Origin of the sequence: Buchnera aphidicola (Floraphis choui) (assembly GCA_039830045.1) — a bacterium.
In the GTDB taxonomy this organism is placed as follows: domain Bacteria; phylum Pseudomonadota; class Gammaproteobacteria; order Enterobacterales; family Enterobacteriaceae; genus Buchnera_B; species Buchnera_B aphidicola_AX.
Genome location: CP140044.1, coordinates 78,060 through 102,939, shown reverse-complemented (window position 1 = coordinate 102,939; position 24,880 = coordinate 78,060). Strand labels below are relative to the sequence as shown.

Sequence of the window (24,880 nt, the reverse complement as noted above, 5' to 3'; positions counted from 1 at the left end):
TACCTCCTTAACCAGCATATAAATTATTAATTTTTCGAATAATATGAATAACTTTTATGCATTCTTTACTAGTACCTATAGATATTCTTATACAATTATTTAAATACAACTTACTACCTTGATCTCTAACTATTATTCCCTCTTTTGATAACATATTAAACACTTTTTTAGAATTAAAAAAACGAATTAAAATATAATTGGCAACACTACAGAAAACATGATCTATGCAGCAGTTCATTAATTTTAATTGATTCATAAACCATAAACGATTTAGATTTAAATTAAATACTTTACTCCTCATATCACTAATATTTTTTTTACTCAAACATTGAATAGCTATACTCGAAGTAGGAATAGAAATAGGATAAGGATTTATAACTTTTAATAACACATCTACTACATTAACATTCGCTAATATAAAACCACATCGCAATCCGGCTAAAGCAAAAGCTTTAGATAATGTTCTTAATATGACTAAATTAGGATATATATTTATTAAATTTGTCAAACTATTAATCGGAGAAAATTCAATATATGCTTCATCAACTATTACTAATGCTCTTCCTAAAGAAGCTTTTAACAAAATAATGATATCTTCAATATTAATTAAATTACCAGTAGGATTATTGGGATTACATATGTAAATTAATTTAGAATCGTTAATACATTTAATAATACTATTAACATCTAGTTGCCAAGAAAGATTTAACAGTGGCACTCTATGACTTTCAATACCCAGAATATATGCACTAATACTATACATGTCATAAGTAGGCGGACAAAAAACGATTTTATCAAGATTTGGTTCACAAAAAGTCTTTATTAATAATTCAATAGCTTCATCGGAGCCTCGAGTAATTAATATATTCTCTTTATTAATGCCTGTATATGAAGAATAACAAGATAATAATGCTTCAGGTTGACATTCTGGATAACGATTTAGCATCATATGATTTAACTGAAAATAATTAGGAACAGGACATTCATTTGCATTCAACCACACATCACCTTTTCCACCTATTCTTCGTGCAGATTGATAAGGTATTAATTTCCATATATTTTTCCGAACTAACTTCTCAATATTCATAACTATATCTATCCGAAAGTGAAGCCAATCTAATTTTAATTGACTGTGTATGAGCATCTAACTTTTCTACTGTTGATAAAGATATGATAGTAGAAGAAATATCTTTAAATCCTTGCTTACTTAATTTTTGTACTGTAATTCTTTTATAAAAATCAACAAGACTAAGTCCAGAATGTACACTAGCGCTACCATAAGTAGGTAAAACGTGATTAGAACCAATAGCATAATCACCTCCTGCTACCGGAGACCAATAACCTAAAAAAATAGAACCAGCATTTGTAACATATTGCAATAAATTTTTTGACCGATGACATTGAATCATTAAATGTTCAGGAGCATAATCATTAGATATATTGAAACATTCTAATAAATCTTTTGCTATAATTATTCTAGTATGTTTTAACGCTTGCATAATAACTTTATATCTTGACAAAATTTTCATTTGTTCTTTAATTTTTATTAATACTTCCTTAGCTAAAGTGATATCATAGGTTATTAATATCGCTTGAGAATCATTATCATGTTCTAATTGAGATAACAAATCAGACGCAACAAAATCAGCATTAGCTTGAGAATCTGCAATAATTAATACTTCAGACGGCCCAGCGAGCATGTCAATACCCACATCATATAAAGATTTACTAATCTGCGACTTAGCTTCTGTAACATAAATGTTTCCTGGACCAAAAATCTTATTAACTTTTGGTATTGTTTCAGTTCCAAAACCTAAAGCAGCTATTGCCTGAGCACCACCAACCTGAAATATTTCTTTTACACCACAAATTTTACTAGCATATAATATTTCATTCATAATAGGCGGTGGAGAACATAATACTACTCTCTTACATCCTGCAATACTAGCTGGAATAGCTAACATTAACACCGTAGATAAAAGAGGTGCTGAACCATTTGGAATGTATAAACCTACACGTTCAATTGGGCGTATTATCTGTTTACAATATATATCTTCTTTAATATCATGATTTTGATTTATCATTTCTATATTCTGAGTAATATGAAATTTCTTAATATTGTTCATGGCGACTTTAATAGCATCTTTTATCTCTTTTTTTATATATATCCCTGAATTTTTAATTTCTTTTTCACATACTTTAATATCATTTAATTTTATTTTATCAAATTTATTTGTATAATTATATAAAGCTTTATCTCCAAAATTTTTAACATTAGAAACAATTTTTTTAACTTGTTCTTTAACATTACTATAATTACTTGATACAGGCCTAGACAATATCTTTTTTCTTTCTTCATGATTAAAATTATTCCAATAAATAATTTTTAAATTATATGGCATATAATCACTCCATCATTTTTTCAATTGGTAATACTAAGATAGAACTAGCTCCTAACAATTTCAGCTTTTCCATTGTCTCCCAAAACAAAGTTTCACTGCTAACCATATGCATAGCCACTCGAGTATCGTCTCCAGCTAATTTCAATATTGTAGGTCGTTCAGCACCGCGTAATAAGTTAATTACTTCTTCTAATTTTTTTATAGGTGCATGAAGCATAATATATTTTGATTCTCTCGCTTTAATCACACCTTGAATACGTGTCATTAATGTATTAATAACATTTTGTTTTTCTACAGAAATATTACCAGTTTTACAAATTAAACAAGCTTTAGAGAAAAATATTACTTGAACTTCACGCAATCCATTAGATTCTAAAGTAGCTCCGGTAGAAACCAAATCACATATAGCATCAGATAATCCAGCACGAGGTGCTACTTCTACTGACCCATTCAACATGCATGACTTAAATTTAAGATTTTTTTTATCAAAATATTTTTTTAATAAATGTGGATAAGAAGTAGCTATTCTTGAGTTATTTAAACAACGAATATCTGAATATTCTTTATTAATTGGTATAGCTAAAGATAATCTGCAAATTCCAAAATCTAAGCGTTTTAATTTTATATAGTCTACATTATCTGATCTAAATTTTCGACTAAGTACTTCTTCTTCTAAAACGTTTTCTCCAACAATTCCTATATCTACAACACCATCCATAATTAATCCAGGAATATCATCATCACGTACATACATTACATCTATTGGCATATTTTCAGAGAAAGCAATTAATTTTTGCTTATACAAATTAATTTTAATTCCACAACGAGTAAGTAAATCTTTGGAATCACTACTTAATCTTCCAGTTTTTTGCATTACTATTCGTAAACGATTATGATGAATCATATTTAATCCTTGTGCACACTTATAATTTAATTATATATCTTAAAAACAATAAATTTATATTATATTTAAATAACATAAATATATTCCAAGATTCTCTCTAAAACATTTATTTAGTAAAAATTAAAAATTTAAAAATACATTATTATTTAAAAACAAATATTTACAAAAAATATCCTATCTAAACAAAAAATTACATATTTTCGTTGATAATAAACAGTCAAATTATAAAATTTTATTATGTATGAGATTTATAATTTTAAAAAACGTATATTACACTTCATCCATACATCACAAATAAGACATAGTTGTAAATTAATCACTAAATAGAAAAATCTAAACAATTCATAAAACTAAAATAAATTATAAAATGTAATGAGATTAAAACCTTCTAAACATTAAATTTTAAAATTTAATACAAAATTATTAAAACATTAAATAATAAAATACCACAAAGTTTTAATATAAAAATAAATATTACTACATACTCATCTTAAAAAATTTAATTTATATAATGCTAATTAAACTTTAAGATCAATTAAAACAAGAATAGCTGCATCACTACCAAACGTTTTAGGTGCTTGATGAAAGGCTATTATATTAGGATGCTTTGACAACCAAAATGGTATTTGTTGTTTTAAAACATTTTCTCCATGTCCATGGATCACATTAGCACAAAATAATTTTTCTTTATAACAAATATAAATTAATTCACCCAGTTTTCTTTTAGCTTGATATTGTGTTAAACCATGTAAATCTAACACAATATCCGGAATATATGCCCCTACTTTAAGTTTTTTTAATTCATTAAAATAAACATTACTTCTAATATAATGAATTGGATTTGTGTTAAATAAAAATTTTGACCTATTACAAGAAAAATAGTGACAATGAGCATCCTGTTCAAAAACGTTTCTTTTTGATATCGGATTCCTTTTTAATTTATAATGCCGTGCATGAAAAATAGTATCTTGTTTTATTTTCTTAATCCCATTTAACTCTTTACGAAACAAAAATAAACCTTTAGAAAATAATAACTCATCTTTACTCATTTTTATCAATTACCATTACAGTAGATATTTCTAATATTAGTACCAAATGTTATATTTTAATAAAAACTAGAAATAAAAATTTAATATCACGTATTTTATACTTATAAAAAGTTGAAATTATCGTTTTATGTCATAAAATTATACTAAATTTCAAGAGAGATTGCATAACTTAAAAAACATAATCTATACTATTTGATAAATATATAAAATATATAAATTTAAGTGCTAAAAATAATAAAATATCTATAACCAAAGTTACCAAAAATCAATAAATAAAAATAAATATTTTTCTTAAAATTGATATATATTTTATAAACGTTTAAACTAAAACATATAACTAAAAATATAAAGCTTTCAATTGATTAATATTAAGGAAATAAAATGGCTGGAAACACTATTGGAAAACTTTTTCGTGTAACAACATTCGGAGAATCTCATGGACTATCATTAGGATGCATAATTGATGGAATGCCACCAGGAACTGCGATTTCTAACTCTGATCTCCAAAAAGAATTAAATCGAAGACGACCGGGACAGTCTAAATATACTACTCCAAGATCTGAACCAGATAACGTTACAATATTATCAGGAACATTCAAAGGAATTACAACCGGAACTAGTATTGGATTAATAATACATAATACAGACCAAAGACCAAATGACTACGAAAATATAAAAACTTTATTTAGACCTGGTCATGCAGATTATACTTATCAAAAAAAATATGGGATTAGAGATCCTCGTGGAGGTGGAAGATCATCTGCTCGTGAAACTACTATGAGAGTTGCTGCAGGTGCTATAGCTAAAAAATATCTTTATTTAAACTATGGTATTATTATTCGTGGCTATTTAGAACAAATAGGAGATATCTTTTGTAAATTAAAATCATGGGATGAAATTGAAAAAAATCCGTTTTTTTGTCCAGATATAACAAAAATAAAAAAAATAGATACTCTTATAAGAACTTTAAAAAAAGAAGGTGATTCCATTGGAGCTAAAATTGTAGTAATAGCTAAAAACGTTCCTGTAGGATTAGGCGAACCTGTATTTGACCGATTAGATGCTGATTTAGCTCACGGACTAATGAGTATAAATGCTGTTAAAGGTGTAGAAATTGGAGATGGATTTTCAGTAATCAATCAAAAAGGTAGTCAACACCGTGATGAAATGAATAAAAATGGATTCATGAGTAATCATTCAGGTGGAGTATTAGGAGGAATTAGTAATGGAGAAAACATTATCGTAAAAATAGCACTAAAACCAACATCTAGCATAAGAAAGATTGGTCAAACTATTGACCATGATGGTAAAGAGCACAATATTGTCACTACAGGACGACACGATCCCTGTGTAGGATTACGAGCTGTTCCAATAGCAGAATCTATGATTGCTATAACAATTATGGACCATTTATTACGATATCGCGCCCAATGCACAAAAAAATAAACTAATACATTTAAATAAACTTATTATATTAAATAAAATTTCAAAATAACTTCCATACACTATTTAATAAAAAATAAATAATATATTAACTTAATTATGATTTAATCAATTTAAATAATATTCTACTTAAAATTAATATTTCTTACTTTAAACGAATAGTAAATATTTATATAAAAATAATTTAATAAAAACTTTATTAAATAAAAAACTGTCTAGTATATAAAATAACCAAATTTCTATATTTTTTAATATTTATTTTTATAAGAAATTGTATATGATACATATAAATATTTTTTATGATTAATTATATTTAAATTTTAAATACTAAATTAAATATAAATTACATTATAAAAAATAAAAATTTTAGATATACTTAAAACATTTTTCCATAATTAATAAAATTTTATAAATTAAATAATAATATTTTAAGGTTCTACAATATAATTTTTATAAGAAACTACATTAAACCTAATACTTAAATCATATCGTTTGAAAGATGTCAAAATCTTATTAAACGTATTACAAAGAATATATTTATAAGAGAAATTAAAATATGTTTAAAGGAAATATTGTCGCACTTATAACTCCAATGGATGAAAAAGGTAATATTTGTCAAACCAGTCTAAAAAAACTAATTAATTATCATATTGAAAATGGAACAAAAGCAATTGTATCTGTTGGAACAACTGGAGAATCAGCTACATTAAGTCAAGAAGAACATGTTGAAGTAATAATGCTTACACTAAAAATATCTAAAAACAGAATCCCAATTATAGCTGGAACAGGATCAAATGCTACATCAGAAGCTATTTTATTAACTAAAAAATTTGAATTATCAGGAGTATCCGCATGTTTAACTGTCACTCCTTATTATAATCGTCCTACTCAAGAAGGACTATATAAACATTTTAAAGCAATTGCAAAAAATACAAATTTACCTCAAATCTTGTATAATGTTCCAACACGAACTGGATGTGATTTAATACCAGATACAGTTATTAGATTATCTAAATTACATAATATAGTAGGAATTAAAGAAGCTACAGGAGATTTATCCAGAGTACAAAAAATAAAAAGTTCAGTAAACAAAAACTTCTTACTTATTAGTGGAGATGATGCTACAGCATTAGATTTTATACGATTAGGAGGACAAGGAGTTATATCAGTAACTGCTAATATAGCAGCAAAAACAATGACTAAAATATACGACTTAGCTTTAAATAAAGATTTTACATCAGCTCGATTACTAAACAATCGTTTGATGTTATTACATCAAAACTTATTTAGAGAACCAAATCCTATCCCTGTTAAATGGCTAGCGAAAAAACTTGGATTAATCACAACAGACACTTTGCGTTTACCACTAACTCCTATTTCAAAAAAAACACGTTTTATTTTAGAAAAAGCTTTAAAATATTCTAATATTCTTGACACATAACATTTTTAAAAAAAATAAATTATTCTTACTTTAAGAAAAAATAGTTAAAAATATACATATTTATAAACACTATTTAATATATTAATACTGATTCAATAAACATTTAAATAAATCTTATACATAATCAAAAAAATGTAAATAAAATTATTTAAATTAATATTAATCCTAAAAACAGAGTGTTAAACATTTGATACTCTGTTATTTTACGTTTATAAATATATTTTTAACACTTTCAAATAAAATTTTTTATGCCTTTAAATCGTGTAATAATAACTTTTCAATAATACATTCATATATACGACTTAATAATTTTAAATCCGAGATCTTAATATGCTCATTTGATTGATGTATAGTTTTATTAACGAGACCTAATTCTAATATTTGAGATCCCATTTTTGAAATGAAACGTCCATCTGATGTACCTCCAGTAGTTAATAAATTAGGTTTAATACCACACATTTTCTGAATAATATCTGAAACTACATCTATTAATAAACCAGATTTAGTAATAAAAGGCATTCCTGATAATTTCCATTCTATATCATATTTTAAACCAAACTTAATTAATAATTCTTGAATTCTATCTTTAACAACATCAACATTAGTTGTATCCCCAAAACGTAAATTAAATTTTACTAATAATTGACCTGGTATAACATTATCAAAACCAGATCCAGACTGAATATCATAAATTTGTAAACTAGTCGGAGGGAAAAAAGTACTTTCCGAATCCCAATTAATGGATACTAAATCAGATAAAAACGGTAAAATATTGTGAATAGGATTATTAGCTAAATTAGGATATGCAACATGTCCTTGTATACCGTAAATGCGCAAATATGCAGTTAAAGAACCTCTTCGACCATTTTTAATAGAGTCTCCTAAAAACTTGACACTAGATGGTTCTCCTATTAAACAATAATCAATTTTTTCTTGTATAGAAATTAGATTATCAACAATTTTTTTAGTTCCATAAATAGCTTTTGATTCTTCATCAGAAGTAATTAAGAATGCTAATCTTCCAGTATGATTAGGATGTTTTTTTACAAATTCTTCAGAAGCGATAATCATTGCTGCTAATGCACCCTTCATATCAGCAACGCCACGGCCAAACAAACAACCATTATATACAGTAGGGACAAAAGGAGGAAATTTCCAATTATTATTTTCTCCAGAAGGCACAACGTCTGTATGTCCAGAAAAAGCTAACGTTGTTCCTTTTCCTTTATACGCCCAAATATTACATGTATCACGATAATCCATACATTCAACAGAAAATCCTGAGTTAATTAAACGCTCAGATATTATTTTTTGACATCCTAAATCTCTAGGACTAATTGAAGGAATCGCAATAAGTTCTTTTGCTAAGTCTATTACCGAACAAACCATAAGTGTTCCTTTTATAGCAGTTTTATATTAATGATTATTTCTTATTAATCTACATAATTTTATCTTAATATAATATATATAAAATACTAATTATATAAAGTTATAAATATACATATAAAAATTATTAAAAACTGTTTTTAAAAATGATATATATTTTACAAATCATTAAAAACTTAAGAGTTTAATAATTTTATAATTCGATTTACTATGTTATCTACATTAAATCCAAATTTTTTAAATAATATATCAGCAGGAGCCGATTCTCCAAAAGAATCTATTCCAATAATTATTCCATTTAGTCCTACATATTTATGCCAATAATCAGATACTCCTGCTTCAATAGACACGCGATTAATAATTAATTTAGGTAATACTAATTCCTTATAAAAATCATCTTGCTGATCAAAAACACTAGTAGATGGCATAGAAACTACTCTAATAAAATAACCTTTTTTAACTAATTTATCGTAAACAGAAATTGCAATATTAACTTCTGATCCTGTAGCAATAATTATCGCATTAAGACCTCCATCAACCTTACTATTATTTTTTAAAATATATCCTCCTCGTTTAATGTTATCTATGTCTACTTCACTTTTAGAAATCTGTGGTAAGTTTTGACGAGATAATATTAATGCAGTTGGACCAAGCTTATTTTCTAATGCAAATTTCCAAGCTATTACAGTTTCTACTTGATCACAAGGTCGCCATACATTTACATTGGGAATTAAACGAAGGGTAGATAATTGTTCTATAGGTTGATGTGTAGGACCATCTTCACCTAATCCTATAGAATCATGAGTATAAATAAAAATATGCTGCGTTTTCATTAATGCAGCCATACGCACTGCATTTCGAGCATAGTCAGTAAAAATTAAAAAAGTAGAAGTGTAAGGAATAAACCCTCCATGATGAAACAATCCATTTGCAATAGCAGTCATGCCAAATTCACGAACTCCATAATGAATATAATTTCCAGACCAATTATTTTTGATAGACTTAGAACCAGACCACATACTTAAATTACTTGGAGCTAAATCAGCAGATCCACCAATCAATTCTGATAATAACGTACTAAAAAATTCTAAAGAATTTTGAGAAGACATCCTAGTAGATATATTTTTAATATCAAGACATAATTGATTAATAAAATTTCTACAAATTTCTTCCCACTTATCTGGTAAAATTCGATGAATACGTCGAGTATATTCTTTTGCCAAATCAGGGTATTCTTTTTTATATTCTGAAAAATTTTTATTCCATTTATCCTCCAATAATTTTCCTTGTGCTAAAAAATTCCAATTATCATAAATTTCTTGAGGTATGAAAAATGGAGGGAAATTCCATTTTAAATTTTTTCTTGTTAAATTTACTTCTGACTCACCTAATGGAGATCCATGAGACTCTTCTGTACCCGATTTATTAGGTGAACCAAAACCAATAATAGTTTTACACATTATTAAAGAAGGTTGATTGCTTATTGATATAGATTCTTTTATTGCATTAGAAATATCATCAGAACTGTGTCCATCTACATTAGATACAACATGCCAATTATAAGATTCAAAACGTTTTTTTGTGTTATCAGTGAACCAATCAATTACATTTCCATCAATCGATATACCATTATCGTCATAAAATACAATTAATTTCCCTAATTTTAAAGTACCAGCTAATGAACATACTTCATGAGAAATACCTTCCATTAAACATCCATCACCAACAAAAACCCAAGTATAATGATTTACTATAGAATAATTTGGTCTATTAAAAACTGAACCTAATGTGCGTTCAGCAATAGCCATACCCACTGCAGCCGCTAAACCTTGACCTAACGGGCCAGTAGTTATTTCTACTCCTGGAGTACATCCTAATTCAGGATGACCAGGAGTTTTTGAATTCAATTGTCTAAAATTTTTTATTTCTTCAATTGATAAATTATATCCAGTAAGATGTAACAAACTATATAAAAGCATAGATCCATGACCATTAGAAAGAACAAAACGATCTCTATTTTCCCATGATGGATTATGTGGATTATGCTTTAAAAAATCTCTCCATAATACTTCAGCAATATCAGCCATACCCATAGGCATCCCCGGATGACCAGATTGTGCTTTTTGTACTGCATCCATACTTAATACTCTAATAGCATCAGCTAATTTTTTTCTTGAATGCATAATCTAATTTTCTCTTAAACGTAGTTAACAATGATATAATTTTATATAAAATTTAATCATAATCAAATTATTTACATTTTATTTTTTATTATTTTCTCTAAATCTTTTTGATCTTTCCCAAACTGACGTATTCCTTCAGATAGTTTTTCTACAGCCATAGGATCTTCATTGTGTAACCATAAAAAATCACTTCTAGATAATGTTTCAGTAGGCTTATTTACAACATTTAGACAATATAATTTTCTTTCAATATTACCACTATTTAGTTTTAAATCTTGTAATAAATTAGGAGAAATTGTTAAATAATCGCAACCAGAAAGTGCTAAAATTTGTTGAACATTTCTAAAACTAGCGCCCATAATGATAGTTTTATATCCATATTTCTTATAATAATCGTATATTTTTTTAACTGAATTCACTCCAGGATCTTTATTAACTGAATATTTTTTTATTAGTGATTTAGATTTATACCAATCATAAATTCGACCAACAAAAGGAGAAATTAAAAACACTTCAGCTTCAGCACATGCTCTTGCTTGTGCAAAAGAAAATAATAATGTTAAATTACAATTAATATCAATTTTCTTTAATTCTTTTGCAGCTTCTATACACTCCCAAGTAGCAGCTAATTTAATTAATATTCTTGATTTATTAATTCCTTCTTCTTCATACATAGAAATAATTTTCTGTGATTTTTTAATACACAAATCAGTATTAAACGATAAACGTGCGTCAATTTCAGTAGACACTTTTCCAGGAATAATTTTTAAAATTTCTTTACCTAACATAACAGATACTTTATCTACAGCATTACATACCTGGTGTTCATACGTACCTCCCTTCTTTTTCGAATAAGTAATCGCATTATTAATAATATATTCATATGAAGGTAAAATGATAACTTTTAAAACAAGAGAAGGATTTGTAGTAATATCTTCGGGAAGGTATTTTCGTATTGACTCCATATCTCCACTATCTACTACAATTTTACTATATTTTTTTAGTGATTCTAATTGATTCAATTTATTACATTCCTCTTAAAAAGTTACAAACTGCAATATATACAAAATTTAATTTTAAAAATATAACTTAACAAATATATATTAAATAAAATATATATTAACACTAATGCGTTTAATGCTTATCTAAACCATCTACTAATATAATAATAAACTTCATTTTAAAATTGCTATTTAATACGTATTTTAAACATATAAAGTTTGCAATTTTTAAAATATAATTCCAAAAGTCTAATAAAATAAAATATTATCATAAGTTGTTTACATGCCTAAACAACTAATAAACTTTAAAACTAATTCCTAAAACTTTTCATAATAAAATATATTTATTATAAAATTTTTTACTAAAAATAATAAATAGTATTTGAACATAACAAAGCATGCTATTATAACTTGATTAAATAAAAATTTAAGAAAAATTAGATAAGTTAATAAACACACTTGTAATTAATATTATAAAATAAATTCATAACTAAAGAAATTACTAAATATTTTATCTTTAGAATAAATAAAACATGAGAACTAATTTTATGAATAAGTATTACTTTTTAAATCTACAGTTAAATAATATGTACATTTTTAATAATATAAATGTTTTATTAAAATTAAAATAAATAGCATACTTAATTGATTACCTTAAATCGAATACAATACGCACTACATTCATATATATCATTAAAAATACAACTCAAAAATGAAGCTAATATCCTTTCATAGTTTAGTTTTATGTTTTCTGTAATATTAATCAATTATATCCAAAAATTCATTATCACTATATATTAAGAATACTTTTTTATAACTAGAGTAACATTAGTACCTCCAAATCCAAAACTATTTGACATAATTATAGAAATATTTTTCTTAACAATATTAGTTAAAATGTTACAACTTCTAGCTTGAGGATCTAACTTTGTAATATTAATACTAGGAACTAAAAAATTATGTTCTAGCATTAACAGACTATAAATTATTTCTTGTACTCCTGATGCGCCTAATGAATGCCCAGTAATAGATTTAGTTGATGAAATAATTGGCATGTTAATTTTATCAAATACTTTTCGAATAGCATTCAATTCTATTATATCACCTAACTTAGTAGATGTACCATGTGCATTTATATAATCAATAGATTTTTTATTTATTTTTTTTACAGCTAAATTCATACAACGAATAGCTCCATCTCCAGAAGGAACAACCATATTAAAACCATCTGAAGATGTACCATATCCAATAATTTCTGCATATATATGAGCTGATCTAGATAATGCGTAATTTAATTCTTCTATTACAATTACTCCTCCACCTCCCGAAATAACAAATCCATCTCGATAAAAATCAAATACTCTGGATGATATAGTAGGACTAAAGTTGTAATTAGTCGACAGAACCCCCATAGCATCAAATGTACAAGCTAATTCTGAACTTATTTCTTCACCTCCTCCAGCAAATATAATATCTTGTTTACCTAATTGTATTAATTCTATAGCATTTCCTATACAATGAGCAGAAGTAGAACACGCCGAACTGATAGAATAATTTATTCCATGTATTTTAAATGAAGTAGCTAGACATGCAGACGTATTAGAAGTCATAGATCTAATTACCGTATAAGGACTAATTAATTTTAATTTTTTTGATTTTATAAAACGTATTCCATCTACTTGACATTTTGGAGCTCCAGAACTAGAACCAACTACGATTCCTATTCTAGAATTATTTTGATATATTCTAGGAGTTAACTTTGCATCTCTTATAGCTTCTTCCATTGCCAAATACAAATAAATAGATGCATCACTCATAAACCTCATTATTTTACGACTTATACACTGAGATTTGTCTATTTTTATGTTTCCCCATACATGACTTCGCATACCAAATTGTTTCATTTCTTCTGAAAAAGAAATGCCTGATTTAGTATGCAATAATGAAGTTAATACTTCTGATTTATTATTACCAATACTAGAAATTATTCCTATACCAGTAATGACCGCTCTTTTTACCATTACTACCTCATCACATAATGTATTAAACTAAAAATTTATAATGTTCAAAATATTCATATTAAAACGCTACTTTTTAATGAGCATTAAAATATAAATAATTTTATATATAAAACTATATCATTTAGAATAATAAAGTAAAAAATAAAATTGTATTTACATATTTACATATTGATTATTTATAATAAATCCATAAATATGTAAATATCTTTATTATAGTGATGGCTATATTAAAATACTTAGGTTTTAAATAAATTAATAAATAATCATGAAACAATTAAATAATACGAAAGGAATATTATATATTATACCTACTCCTATTGGAAATTTAGCTGATATTACTTATCGAGCGATATCTACACTAAATGCAGTAGATATAATCGCAGCAGAAAATATAAATCATACTAAAATACTAACAAAAAAATATAATATTTTTACACATATTACTTCCTTTAACAAACATAACGAAAAAACCAAATATAAAAAATTAATTATACAATTAAGAAATGGAAAAAATATTGCATTAGTTTCTAATGCTGGAACACCTACAATTAATGACCCAGGAAATCATTTAATAAATAATTGTTATGAATATGAAATACAAGTAATACCACTTCCAGGGCCATGTGCAGCTATAACAGCTCTCAGTGCTTCAGGATTATCTAATAGAAAGTTTTGCTATGAAGGATTTTTCCCATCTAGAAATACAATACGACGAAAATTAATAAACAGCTTAAACAAAGAAACACGAACAATTATAGTTTATGAAACCCCTCATAGAATCATTTCAAGTATGAATGATATAGTCAAAGAACTAGGACCGAATAGATATATAATATTAGCGAAAGAACTAACTAAAAAATGGGAATGCATAAAAAGAGGTACATCAGAAAGTATATTATCATGGCTAAATAACGACAATTTTAAAGAAAAAGGAGAAATTACAATAATAATATCAGGTTTTCAAGAAATTAAAGCAAATACTATTTCTGAAATAGCATTAGAAACTTTACAAATACTAAAATTACATTTACCATTAAAAGAAGCTATACAAATAACAGCAAAATTGCATAAATTATCTAAAAATTTTTTATACAATTATAATATTAAAAAATAAGTAAAAGCAATATAAACATTTTAAAAGAAGCTGGCCAGACAGTCGCTGCTATTGTTCTAATAATAAAAATAATAGAAGAGGAAAGTCCGGGCTCCAAAGGGTAAATAGGTGCCAGATAACATCTGGGAAGCGCAAGCTTACGACTAGTGCAACAGAAAAAAAACCACCTTTATTTTAATAAATTAATAAAGGAAAGGGTGAAAAGGCGAGGTAAAAGCTCACCACATACTTGGTAACTAGTATGGTTTGGTAAACTCCACCTGGAGCAAGGCCAAATAGGAGTATACAAAATTTACCCTTATAAATCATACTCGGGTAGGCTGCTTGAAATAATAAGCGATTATTATTCTAGATAAATGACTGTCCAACACAGAACCCGGCTTATAGGCCAGCTTCTTTTAAAGAACTTTATAGTAAATTATATACTTTTCAATTTTATATCTTTCTAATTTATAATAACTTATAAATACACAAATTATATTACATTAAATTTTAAAAGTATAAATATTTTATAAACCAGAAATTTGTATAGAAGACAATAAAATTGATCCAGACAATATTTTTTTTCTTGTGTCAATATCGTTACCTATAGATATAATATTTTTAAACATATCTTTTAAATTTCCAGAAATTGTAATTTCACGAACAGGATATTTAATAACTCCATTTTCTATCCAAAACCCTACTGCACCACATGAATAATCTCCTGTAATTACATTCATACCATTTCCTAATAATTCTGTTATTAGCACTCCTTTATTCATAAATGTTAATAATTCTTTTAAATTCATATTAGATGAACCAAATATTATCCAATTATGAATTCCCCCAAAATTAGCAGTACTAGTTAAATTCATTTTTTTAGCTGAATAATTATCTAACAACCATGTCTTTAATACACCATTATGTATTATTGTTTTAGATAAAGTACGTACACCTTCCGAATCAAAACATTTTGATCCTAGTCCTTTTTCTATGTGAGGGTCTTCTTTAATACTTAACCAATCAGGAAAAATTTGTTTTTCTAAACTATTTAACAAAAATGTTGATTTTCTATAAACATTGCTACCACTAATTGCTTTTACTAAGTAAGAAAAAAACTCTGACGATAATTCTGAAGAAAAAATTACAGAACTTTTTATAGAAAACAATTTTTTAGCATTTAATCTAGACAAAGCTTTTTTAGCACTCGTCTTGCCTATATGTGTTGAAGATATTAAATCATTAATATTTCTTGCAATTGTATAAGACATATCTCTTTGCATATCATTTTTTTCTTTAGCTACAATACAACTAGACATAGAGTATAAAGTAGTGTTATAACTTTCTAACATACCATAACTATTTCCAAAAACTTTCATACTCATGCAACTATTAAAATTAGATCCTTCCGTATTAACAATTCTTTTATCTACTTTAAAAGCTTCTTGCTCTGCTTTTAATACTAAATCAAGAGCATCATTTATATTCCATTTCCAATAATGATATAAATTAAGATCTTTTAAATCTCCAATAGCTAATAAATTTAAATCAGGTAAACCAGAAAATAAATCAGGAGATGTATTACGAATAACATCCATTGCACAATTAATTATTTTATTTATTGCAAATATACTAAAATCAGTGGAAGAAACTACACTTTTCTTTCTATTTTTATAAACTGTAATGGTTAAAATATTATCATTATTAAATTCAATATAATCAGTTTTACTATTTCTTATTCCAACATTAATTCCTACATTATACGAAATTAACACTTCAGCAGTAGCTGAATAAATTTTAATTGTATTTAATATATATCTAATTATACCTTTAAATTCTTTTTCTTTTAATATAAAATTATGTTCTAACTTCATATTTTCCTCACAAATATATCCAATTATTTATTATAGTACACTGATAGAAAAACGAAATTTTATACACTAATAAAGATATAAAAATAACAAACTTAATTAATGAACTTGGAATAAAAAATGAACCTAAAAAATATTACTTCAGGAAAAAACGTTCCATATGATATAAACGTTATTATTGAAATCTCATCACATTTTAATCCAGTAAAATACGAAATGGATAAAAATTCAGGATGTTTATTTGTAGATAGATTTATATTGACTCCTATGTTTTATCCTTGTAATTACGGATTTATTAATAAAACTTTATCTTCCGACGGGGATCCCATAGATGTACTAGTACATTCTCCATACCCTTTAATCCCTAGTTCAGTAATACAATGTAGGCCAATAGGAATACTAAAAATGTTAGATGAATCTGGAATAGACAATAAAATTATTACTGTTCCTAACGTTAATATATGTCCAGAATATTCTTATATAACAGATATTAATAATTTTCCAGATCTATTAAAAACACAAATTATACATTTCTTTAAACATTATAAAAATTTAGAAAAAAATAAATGGACAAAAATTATTGAATGGGGCGATAAAAACATAGCATATAAAGAAATTATGTCTTCATTACAATAATTAAATAATTTTATTTTACAATTTTTAAAACTATTAGTCACAAATATCTAAAATATACAGTAATCCTATAAGATTATAATAAAAATTTTTTAAACATATTTATCAAGTTTTAATATATTTTAAAATATTAAGAATAAATATTCGTTTCTTAGCTTAAAACAATTTTAAAATAAACTTTATATAATGATATAAAAACGTAAATAATAAAAATCACTTAATTATATTTTATAATTTAATACTATTTTATAAAAGACCAAACATTTTTAAAAATGTTCTAACTTTGAATACATGTTAATTTCTAATAATATTACACGACAAAATATGACAAACTCTAGTGATTAGAAATGAATTTATTTTATTAGATAACAAACAAACATTTAAATAGTTTAATTTAAATGAAAATTTTAAAAAAGCATTAATTTCTATATAACTATTAAATATCATATTATCATGATTAATAAATAATTTTATATGGTTAAAATACACTTTTTTAAAAAAAAAGTAATCATTTATAAAAAAATTTTGAATTAACAAATTTCCAAACAACTTTAAAGTATATGTATTTTCGTCAAAATATAATACTCCATTTAAAATACCAGAAACTTTTTCCCCATTTAATATTAAAAAATTCAATAAAGAAATTGATACATTTTTAAATACAAAATTTCCAGAAATAAAAACTCTTTTATTAACTTTTCGAATATTCATATGACCTATAAATATCCTATTAATATCTCTATCTTGATTTATTATACAGTTCCATTTTAATATCCGTTTTTTGTTACTAACATAATAATTAAAATTTAATTTAATTTTAGATAAAGATAATTTATTAGATATATTATATAAATATCTGAATTTTGAAAAAATATAATTAATATTTTTTTTATTTTTGTTTAATATAAAATTTCCTGTAATATATAATACATTAAAATTATTTATTACTTTTTTATTTCTAAATTTAATTAATACTTTGTTTATATTTACATCTAAAATAGATGTAGAAATATTAAAATTATTTATTGTTTCAATCCATATTTTAGAAAAAGAATTAAACTTTCCTTGTATACTTAAATTCACTAAACAACTTTTTTTTGATATACTTAAATAAAAATTATGGTTATATTTAAAAGTATTGAACTCTAAAAAAAAATGAGAAACGCGTGAGTTTAAAATAAAAAAGTTTTTTGCTGATAACATTACTTTTATTGAATTACTATTATCATTTTTTAAAACTATCAAACAATTTAATTTATCAATTATAAAAAATCTTGATTGTAGATTATTTCCTAAAAATTTTATTAAAATTCTGTAATGACTACCTACACTATAAAATTTAATATTTCCTATAATATTTCCAACATAATTCAAAAATCGGTTATTTAACTGATTAAATTTAAAAACTATACTAAAACCATATATTTTATTACAATTTTTTTTAATAAAAATATCTTTTTTAATAAAAATTCTACTAATTATAGAAACAATCCATTTATTGTAAATTTGAGAAAATACTAAACCTGACTTTGAATTGTTTCTTTTAACGAAATTATTTCTAGATAATAATTGCATATCTAATGATACATTATAACTTTTTTTAAAATTAAAAAAGTTGTATAATACATATTGTACTATATCTTTTGCATAATGCTGATTTTTACTATTTTGAGTTAATTTGATTAACGTAGAATGTTTTTTATATTCAAAAACATTGAATAAATAATCAAATATTATTTTTTTATCCGTCAATTTACATTGAATCTGATTAATAGATATAATTGAGTAATTTCCTACTCCTGAAAAATTTAATTTTATTGGAATAAATTTGTTTATATTTATAATACCATCTACAAAAAAACTATAATTATGCATATTTCCTATAATTTGAAATGTTACATTCTTTAAAATTAAATGATACTGATCGCTTTCAGACAAAATAAAATATGAAATGAATAATTTTAAATTTATAGTAGAATGAGTTTTTTTATATACAATATTTACATACATATTTGTATTTATAACACCATTACACTTAAAATATATATTTAAATTTTGTAATAAAAATCCAGTTATTATAATTTTAACATTTTCATTTAGTGTATAGCTTTTAAAATAAATACAATTAACAATAATTTTAGTAAAAAATTCTTTATTACAATCAATAGTTCCATAAATATTAACTTTAAAATTAGCATTATAATGAAAAAGTATTTTTATGTGTATTATATTACTAATCATTTTAAAATTTAGAAAAAATTGAGACAACTTAAAATTATTTTTACCTAAAAAATAAATATTATCACTAGAAAAATGTTTTATATCAACGTTTGTTGAAACACCGATAATAAATTTTCTAAAAGAATCCAAAAATTCTTTTATAGATTCCTTAAAATCTACAATCTTGTTTTTCTTAAAATTTTTATATATATTTTTATCATTATTCATATAATTAATTTTTTTTAAATATATATTATGAGCTTTATTACGAAAACATTTCAATATTTTACCAGTCCAATAATATTTTCCAGAAAAGTGATCTACGATAAACATAATATTTCCTATAAAACAAGAAAAATTATCAAACTTTACATTTTTAAAAATAATAGGAATTTTAAAAAAGTATGTTAAATTTAAATTTAACAATCTTTTTTTATATTGAAATTTATCTAAAATAGGGTAATTAATACGTATATTACATTTTTTAAATAAAAATTTATCTATAACAATATAAAATCGTTTATAGAAATTAAAATGCATCCTTACATGTAGTTCTTTTATAAAAAAACTTTTATTATAAGAATGATATTTTACATCTTTTAAAACAAAATTATTTAGTTTACCTATTGATTCTTTTATTTCTAATTCTGGTATATAATGATGTACTAAAAAATAAATAAAATTAAATCCAATATGACTATGAATTAAAAATATTAAGCTACATAAAAAAGATAAACAAAACAAAATTATAGATATTAACAATCTTTTAAAAACATTCATTAAAATAAATCCTATTAATAACATTTAATCTATAATTTTAAAAAGTTAAATAAAATATATAAAAAATTTAATTAAATTTTCATATTTATTAAAAAATATTTTATATATTAAAATAAAAATTTTAAAAAATTTATTCATGAATATAGGAAACTATTAATTATGTCAAAAATATGTCAAATAACAGGGAAAAAACCCATGACCGGGAATTATCGCTCTCATGCTATGAATTCTACTAAAAGACGTTTTTTTCCAAATTTACATTTTCACAAATTCTGGGACGTAAAAAAAAGTAAATTTATATTACTAAGAGTATCTGCAAAAGGTATGCGATGTATGGATAAAATTGGACTAAATAAAGTATTAGAAAAAAACTGCTTATTAAAAAACAATAGAGAGTTTAGAAATGGCAAAAAACGTTCGAAATAAAATAAAATTAGTGTCTACATCGGGTAGTAAACATTATTATACTACAACTAAAAATAAAAAAAATAAAACTCAGAAACTAAAATTAAAAAAATACGATCCAATCATTAAAAAACATATATTATACGAAGAAAAAAAGATTAAATAATAATTTAAAATATAAAAAATATAAAACTATAAAATGCTAAACTATGTTATCACATTAAATATAGACTAGCATTTTATGGAATGTTATACTTTTAAAGTTCTAAATTTTATTTAAAATTTATAAAAACAAAATTTCATAAAAATAAATATATTATACTTTTTAATAATTTGATTCATATATATTATCTTAATAAAATAGACACTGCAAAAGTTAAACGGTTAAAAACGTTATTAAAAACATGAGGAATTATAGGAACGAATAAATATAAAGTATATATCCCAACAAATAATGTTATAGTAAACCCAATAGAAAAAATAGAAATTTGAGAAGAAATCCTGTTTAAAATACCAATAGATATATTAAGCATTAATTGAATTATAATAATTGGCAGCATCAACATAAAACTATCAATAAAAATAAACTTAGAAAATATAACAACATTTGAAAACATACTAGAATCTAGTTTAACTTGTTGTATTGGAATTTTATGAAAAGTATCAAATAATACAGATATCATCCAAATGTGACCATTAGATTCTAAAAATAATAACAATAAAAATACATAAAGAAAACGAGATAAAACAGATATATTAGAACGAGTATTCCAATCTAACAAAGAAGAAAATGATAAACCCATTTGAAAACTGATAATTTCTCCAGCTATTTTAACAGAAGAAAATATCAACTGCATAACAAATCCTAAAGACATACCGATAAATACTTGTTCAATTAAAATTAAAAGTCCATCTATAGTTAAAAAATCAATATTTATTATTGGTAAAAAAAACATAAAACACCAACTCATAATCAATGAAATAAATATTTTTACTTTTTTTGGAATCGATTTATCCCCTAATAATGGAGCAACAATAATAAAAGATAAAATTCGTATTACTGAAAAGAAAAAATTATAAAAAAAAGGTATTAAATCATTTATATTAAAAGTTATCATTAATTAGTTATCATAGACAAATTATTAAATAAAGATCGCGTATAATCTAAAATCAAAGTTAACATCCATGGTCCAAACACTACCATAGATAATAATACTGTAATAATTTTAGGAATAAATGATAACGTTTGTTCATTTATCTGAGTAGCTGCTTGTAAAACACTAATCACTAAACCACTACATAATGCAGCTAATAACAAAGGCGAAGCAAGCATTAAAGCAATTTTTATTGCTTCATGAAAAAGAGTCATCACTGATTCAACCGTCATAAATATCCTCAATATATTACATGCTTTAAAAGTTATAAAATAATAAATATATAATGTTATAATAATTCTACTAAATTTAGTGAAAAAAACTTTGAGTTAAAGAAGTAATCAGTAATTGCCAACCATCTACTAACACAAATAGCATTAATTTAAAGGGTAAAGATATTGTTGAAGGAGGAACCATCATCATTCCTAAAGCCATAAGCACACTAGCTACTACTAAATCAATTATTAAAAATGGTATAAAAATAGTAAATCCAATCTGAAAAGCTGTTTTTAACTCACTTATAACAAAAGATGGTAACAAAATTCTCATAGGAACTTCTTCTTTTTTAGAAAACTTAGAAACATTAGCTAGCTTTGAAAAAAAAATTAAATCATTTTCTCGAGTTTGCCGAATCATAAATTGATGTAAAGGTTTCATTCCCCTTATAATAGCTACATCTATATTAATTTTATCTTCGCTAAACGGCAAATATGCATCTTCATAAATTTTATCAAATACTGGAGCCATAATAAAAAAAGTTAAAAAAAGAGACAAACCTAACAAAATTTGGTTAGGAGGAGAATAAGGTGTTCCTAATGCACTACGTAATAAACTAAATACAATAATAATTCTAGAAAAACTAGTCATCATTAATAAAACTGGCGCAATAAATGTCAGAGACGTAATAAACACTAACGTTTGTACTGGCAAAGACCAACTAGATCCCCCATCTGGCAATGGATGACTAAAAAAATTAGGAACTCCTGCATATGTTATTGGACAAAACAATAATAAAAATAACGGAATTACTCGATAAATCATTTTTTTATTCCAAAATCGTTCAATAAACTTTTTTTATATTATTAGTACTAATAGTTTTAACTAAAGATGTTTTTTCATCTTTTTTTATAGGTGACAACTTATACAATAATGAAATATTTTTTGAAGTAACACCTACAACCAATCTAATTTCTTTTAAATCTAAAAGAACAATACTTTCATTGGATCCAACTGATACTTTTTCTATAATTTTTATTAATGAATTATGAATCATTTTTTGTTCAAAAATAGTTTTTTTGAGTATAAAACAACACAGTAAAAAAAGTATAATCACTTTAAAAAACGGAGTTTCAACTTTTGAAAATATCGTTTCTATTATAGTAGGTTGAAATATAGTATCCACAGATAATTTCTCATAATTTTAAATAAGTTAACCTAAATTATTTGAATACTTTGAGTCGTCAATAATACTAATAATTCTAATTCCATATTTTTCTTCTACAATAACTAATTCTCCTTTTGCAATTATACAATTATTTACTAATATATTTAATGGCTCACCTGAATATTTATTCAAAGATAATATAGAATCTTTTTTTAAATTTAAAAGATCTTTAATTTTTAATTTTATTTTACCTAACTCAATTGTAATATCAACTGGAATATCAACAACGAAGTTCATATTATTATTTTCATTTAAAGATTGCTCTATAACAGTTGTATTACTATCTTTTTCTATATTTTTTTTTTATTCGAATCTATTTTAAGATCGTTAGTACTATTATTGTTTGTGTTTTTAATTACATCTTTTTTGTCGTTCATTAATACTATCCTAATAATTATTTTGAATTAAAAAAATATTTTAAGAAAAAAACACGTTTTTCTTTATATATCTTATACTTTCCAACTAATACAGGTACATCATCAACATACGCTATAATGTCTTCTGGAATTTTTATAGAAATTATATCACCAATTTTTAATTTTAAAATTCGAGATAATAGTAACGAAAAATTTACTAACTTAATATCTAAATTTATTTCTATATTGTGTATCACTGGCCACGATATTGATTTTGTTTTTTTTTTTATTAAATCGTTTTTTATATACTTGTTTGTTAATTTATCTTTTAATGTTTTAATTAAAACTAATGGTAAACCTAAATTAAGAAATCCTAATATGTTACCAAATCTTATTTGAAATATAGTAGATAAAAATATAATATTTTTAAAATTTACATTTTTTACTAACTGAAAATCAGAAAATTTTATATCTATATCACAAACCTGTTTCCAAGAAGCACTATATTTACTTTGAATAATTTCCACCATCTTTTTCATTATATTTATTTCAGAAATTGTTAATTCATGGATACGATTTTTAGCAATTTCAACAAAGTTTTTTCCCCCAAACAAAAAGTTTATAATTGATGGTACTATATTATCAGAAAATCTTATTATTCCAGTCTCAAAATATGGAATAATCTGGAAAGAATTTAAAAATTTCGACTTTATTATGAAGTTACTTTTAAAATCATCATACTTTTCTAATTGAATACTATTTAATTCAATATCGAATTCAAGATTCATATTATCTAATAAAGCTAGTGAAATTTGCTTAGAAAAAAAATTACTAATCATCATTAAAGATTTTTTTGTTTGATGTATAGTATAATAATCTATTTTTGAATCATAAATACAAACTTTAGTAGATTTTTTTATTCCATGTTTTATATTATTTTCTTTAATCTCAGTAATAGTATTATTAACCATTAAAATACCTTTAAAATAAATACTAAATTTAAAATATATTAGCGCTATAAATATCAATTGCATCTTAAACTACAACTTACAACAATTATATAAATTAATGAATAAGAATTCGATTTAATA

General features: G+C 24.1%; 22 protein-coding genes and 1 other RNA gene. 7 read left to right on the top strand and 16 right to left on the bottom strand.

The window, feature by feature from the left end; genetic code table 11:
* Window positions 1-7 precede the first annotated feature (7 nt).
* The 4 genes from hisC to smrB all read right to left on the bottom strand — a co-directional run bounded on the left by hisC (window position 8) and on the right by smrB (window position 4,355).
* A complete protein-coding gene (hisC, locus tag UAT33_00470; protein ID XBC44093.1) occupies window positions 8-1,093 on the bottom strand; it encodes a histidinol-phosphate transaminase in 1,086 nt (361 codons plus the stop codon).
* Window positions 1,077-2,402: a histidinol dehydrogenase gene (hisD, locus tag UAT33_00465; GenBank protein XBC43934.1), complete on the bottom strand. Its 1,326-nt coding sequence runs from the start codon at window positions 2,400-2,402 to the stop codon at window positions 1,077-1,079. Before hisD ends, hisC begins: the two co-directional genes overlap by 17 nt.
* Before the next feature lie 4 nt (window positions 2,403-2,406).
* A complete protein-coding gene (gene hisG / locus UAT33_00460) occupies window positions 2,407-3,306 on the bottom strand; it encodes an ATP phosphoribosyltransferase (GenBank protein XBC43933.1) in 900 nt (299 codons plus the stop codon).
* Between the two features lie 518 nt (window positions 3,307-3,824).
* Window positions 3,825-4,355: an endonuclease SmrB gene (gene smrB / locus UAT33_00455; protein XBC43932.1), complete on the bottom strand. Its 531-nt coding sequence runs from the start codon at window positions 4,353-4,355 to the stop codon at window positions 3,825-3,827.
* 381 nt (window positions 4,356-4,736) lie between these two features.
* Here smrB and aroC point away from each other — a divergent pair, with 381 nt between their 5' ends.
* Both aroC and dapA read left to right on the top strand, forming a co-directional pair.
* Window positions 4,737-5,801, top strand: coding sequence for a chorismate synthase (aroC, locus tag UAT33_00450; protein ID XBC43931.1), 1,065 nt, complete (start codon window positions 4,737-4,739; stop codon window positions 5,799-5,801).
* 553 nt (window positions 5,802-6,354) lie between these two features.
* Window positions 6,355-7,239: a 4-hydroxy-tetrahydrodipicolinate synthase gene (dapA, locus tag UAT33_00445; GenBank protein XBC43930.1), complete on the top strand. Its 885-nt coding sequence runs from the start codon at window positions 6,355-6,357 to the stop codon at window positions 7,237-7,239.
* A gap of 246 nt (window positions 7,240-7,485) precedes the next feature.
* On the opposite strand, the gene dapE is transcribed toward dapA, so the two are convergent.
* The 4 genes from dapE to UAT33_00425 all read right to left on the bottom strand — a co-directional run bounded on the left by dapE (window position 7,486) and on the right by UAT33_00425 (window position 13,830).
* The gene (gene dapE, locus UAT33_00440; GenBank protein ID XBC43929.1) at window positions 7,486-8,628 is read right to left on the bottom strand and encodes a succinyl-diaminopimelate desuccinylase; all 1,143 of its coding nucleotides are present in this window, start codon (window positions 8,626-8,628) and stop codon (window positions 7,486-7,488) included.
* Window positions 8,629-8,801: 173 nt separating this feature from the next.
* Entirely contained in the window at window positions 8,802-10,808 is a 2,007-nt protein-coding gene (gene tkt, locus UAT33_00435; protein ID XBC43928.1) for a transketolase, read from the bottom strand.
* Window positions 10,809-10,879: 71 nt separating this feature from the next.
* Window positions 10,880-11,830, bottom strand: a complete 951-nt coding sequence (tal, locus tag UAT33_00430; protein ID XBC43927.1) for a transaldolase — start codon at window positions 11,828-11,830, stop codon at window positions 10,880-10,882.
* A 776-nt stretch (window positions 11,831-12,606) separates the two neighbouring features.
* Window positions 12,607-13,830: a beta-ketoacyl synthase N-terminal-like domain-containing protein gene (locus tag UAT33_00425; GenBank protein ID XBC43926.1), complete on the bottom strand. Its 1,224-nt coding sequence runs from the start codon at window positions 13,828-13,830 to the stop codon at window positions 12,607-12,609.
* A gap of 265 nt (window positions 13,831-14,095) precedes the next feature.
* Here UAT33_00425 and rsmI point away from each other — a divergent pair, with 265 nt between their 5' ends.
* Both rsmI and rnpB read left to right on the top strand, forming a co-directional pair.
* Window positions 14,096-14,944 carry a 16S rRNA (cytidine(1402)-2'-O)-methyltransferase gene (rsmI, locus tag UAT33_00420; protein XBC43925.1) on the top strand — a complete coding sequence of 283 codons (849 nt, stop codon included), beginning with the start codon at window positions 14,096-14,098 and terminating at the stop codon, window positions 14,942-14,944.
* Window positions 14,945-14,970: 26 nt separating this feature from the next.
* An RNA gene (gene rnpB / locus UAT33_00415) (RNase P RNA component class A) lies at window positions 14,971-15,344 on the top strand.
* Window positions 15,345-15,453: 109 nt separating this feature from the next.
* Here the strand turns inward: rnpB and pmbA are convergent.
* Window positions 15,454-16,800 (bottom strand): metalloprotease PmbA, encoded by a 1,347-nt coding sequence (gene pmbA, locus UAT33_00410; GenBank protein XBC43924.1) that lies wholly within the window; start codon window positions 16,798-16,800, stop codon window positions 15,454-15,456.
* A gap of 117 nt (window positions 16,801-16,917) precedes the next feature.
* Between pmbA and ppa the strand changes: the two genes are divergently transcribed.
* Entirely contained in the window at window positions 16,918-17,433 is a 516-nt protein-coding gene (gene ppa, locus UAT33_00405) for an inorganic diphosphatase (GenBank protein XBC43923.1), read from the top strand.
* A gap of 291 nt (window positions 17,434-17,724) precedes the next feature.
* On the opposite strand, the gene UAT33_00400 is transcribed toward ppa, so the two are convergent.
* Complete coding sequence (locus UAT33_00400) at window positions 17,725-20,430, bottom strand: hypothetical protein (protein XBC43922.1); 2,706 nt, start codon at window positions 20,428-20,430, stop codon at window positions 17,725-17,727.
* A 159-nt stretch (window positions 20,431-20,589) separates the two neighbouring features.
* On the opposite strand from UAT33_00400, the gene rpmB reads away from it, so the two are divergent.
* Together rpmB and rpmG are read left to right on the top strand one after the other, a co-directional pair.
* The gene (rpmB, locus tag UAT33_00395) at window positions 20,590-20,856 is read left to right on the top strand and encodes a 50S ribosomal protein L28 (GenBank protein ID XBC43921.1); all 267 of its coding nucleotides are present in this window, start codon (window positions 20,590-20,592) and stop codon (window positions 20,854-20,856) included.
* Window positions 20,834-21,001 carry a 50S ribosomal protein L33 gene (gene rpmG, locus UAT33_00390; GenBank protein XBC43920.1) on the top strand — a complete coding sequence of 56 codons (168 nt, stop codon included), beginning with the start codon at window positions 20,834-20,836 and terminating at the stop codon, window positions 20,999-21,001. Before rpmB ends, rpmG begins: the two co-directional genes overlap by 23 nt.
* Window positions 21,002-21,182: 181 nt before the next feature.
* Here the strand turns inward: rpmG and fliR are convergent, their stop codons facing one another.
* The 6 genes from fliR to UAT33_00360 all read right to left on the bottom strand — a co-directional run bounded on the left by fliR (window position 21,183) and on the right by UAT33_00360 (window position 24,760).
* Window positions 21,183-21,953, bottom strand: coding sequence for a flagellar biosynthetic protein FliR (fliR, locus tag UAT33_00385; GenBank protein ID XBC43919.1), 771 nt, complete (start codon window positions 21,951-21,953; stop codon window positions 21,183-21,185).
* Window positions 21,953-22,222, bottom strand: a complete 270-nt coding sequence (gene fliQ, locus UAT33_00380; GenBank protein ID XBC43918.1) for a flagellar biosynthesis protein FliQ — start codon at window positions 22,220-22,222, stop codon at window positions 21,953-21,955. The genes fliR and fliQ overlap by 1 nt, the downstream gene beginning before the upstream one ends.
* A gap of 76 nt (window positions 22,223-22,298) precedes the next feature.
* Entirely contained in the window at window positions 22,299-23,030 is a 732-nt protein-coding gene (gene fliP, locus UAT33_00375; GenBank protein XBC43917.1) for a flagellar type III secretion system pore protein FliP, read from the bottom strand.
* A gap of 19 nt (window positions 23,031-23,049) precedes the next feature.
* Complete coding sequence (locus UAT33_00370) at window positions 23,050-23,391, bottom strand: flagellar biosynthetic protein FliO (protein XBC43916.1); 342 nt, start codon at window positions 23,389-23,391, stop codon at window positions 23,050-23,052.
* Between the two features lie 27 nt (window positions 23,392-23,418).
* Window positions 23,419-23,670 carry a flagellar motor switch protein FliN gene (gene fliN / locus UAT33_00365; protein ID XBC43915.1) on the bottom strand — a complete coding sequence of 84 codons (252 nt, stop codon included), beginning with the start codon at window positions 23,668-23,670 and terminating at the stop codon, window positions 23,419-23,421.
* Between the two features lie 157 nt (window positions 23,671-23,827).
* Entirely contained in the window at window positions 23,828-24,760 is a 933-nt protein-coding gene (locus tag UAT33_00360) for a FliM/FliN family flagellar motor switch protein (GenBank protein ID XBC43914.1), read from the bottom strand.
* Window positions 24,761-24,880 lie beyond the last annotated feature (120 nt).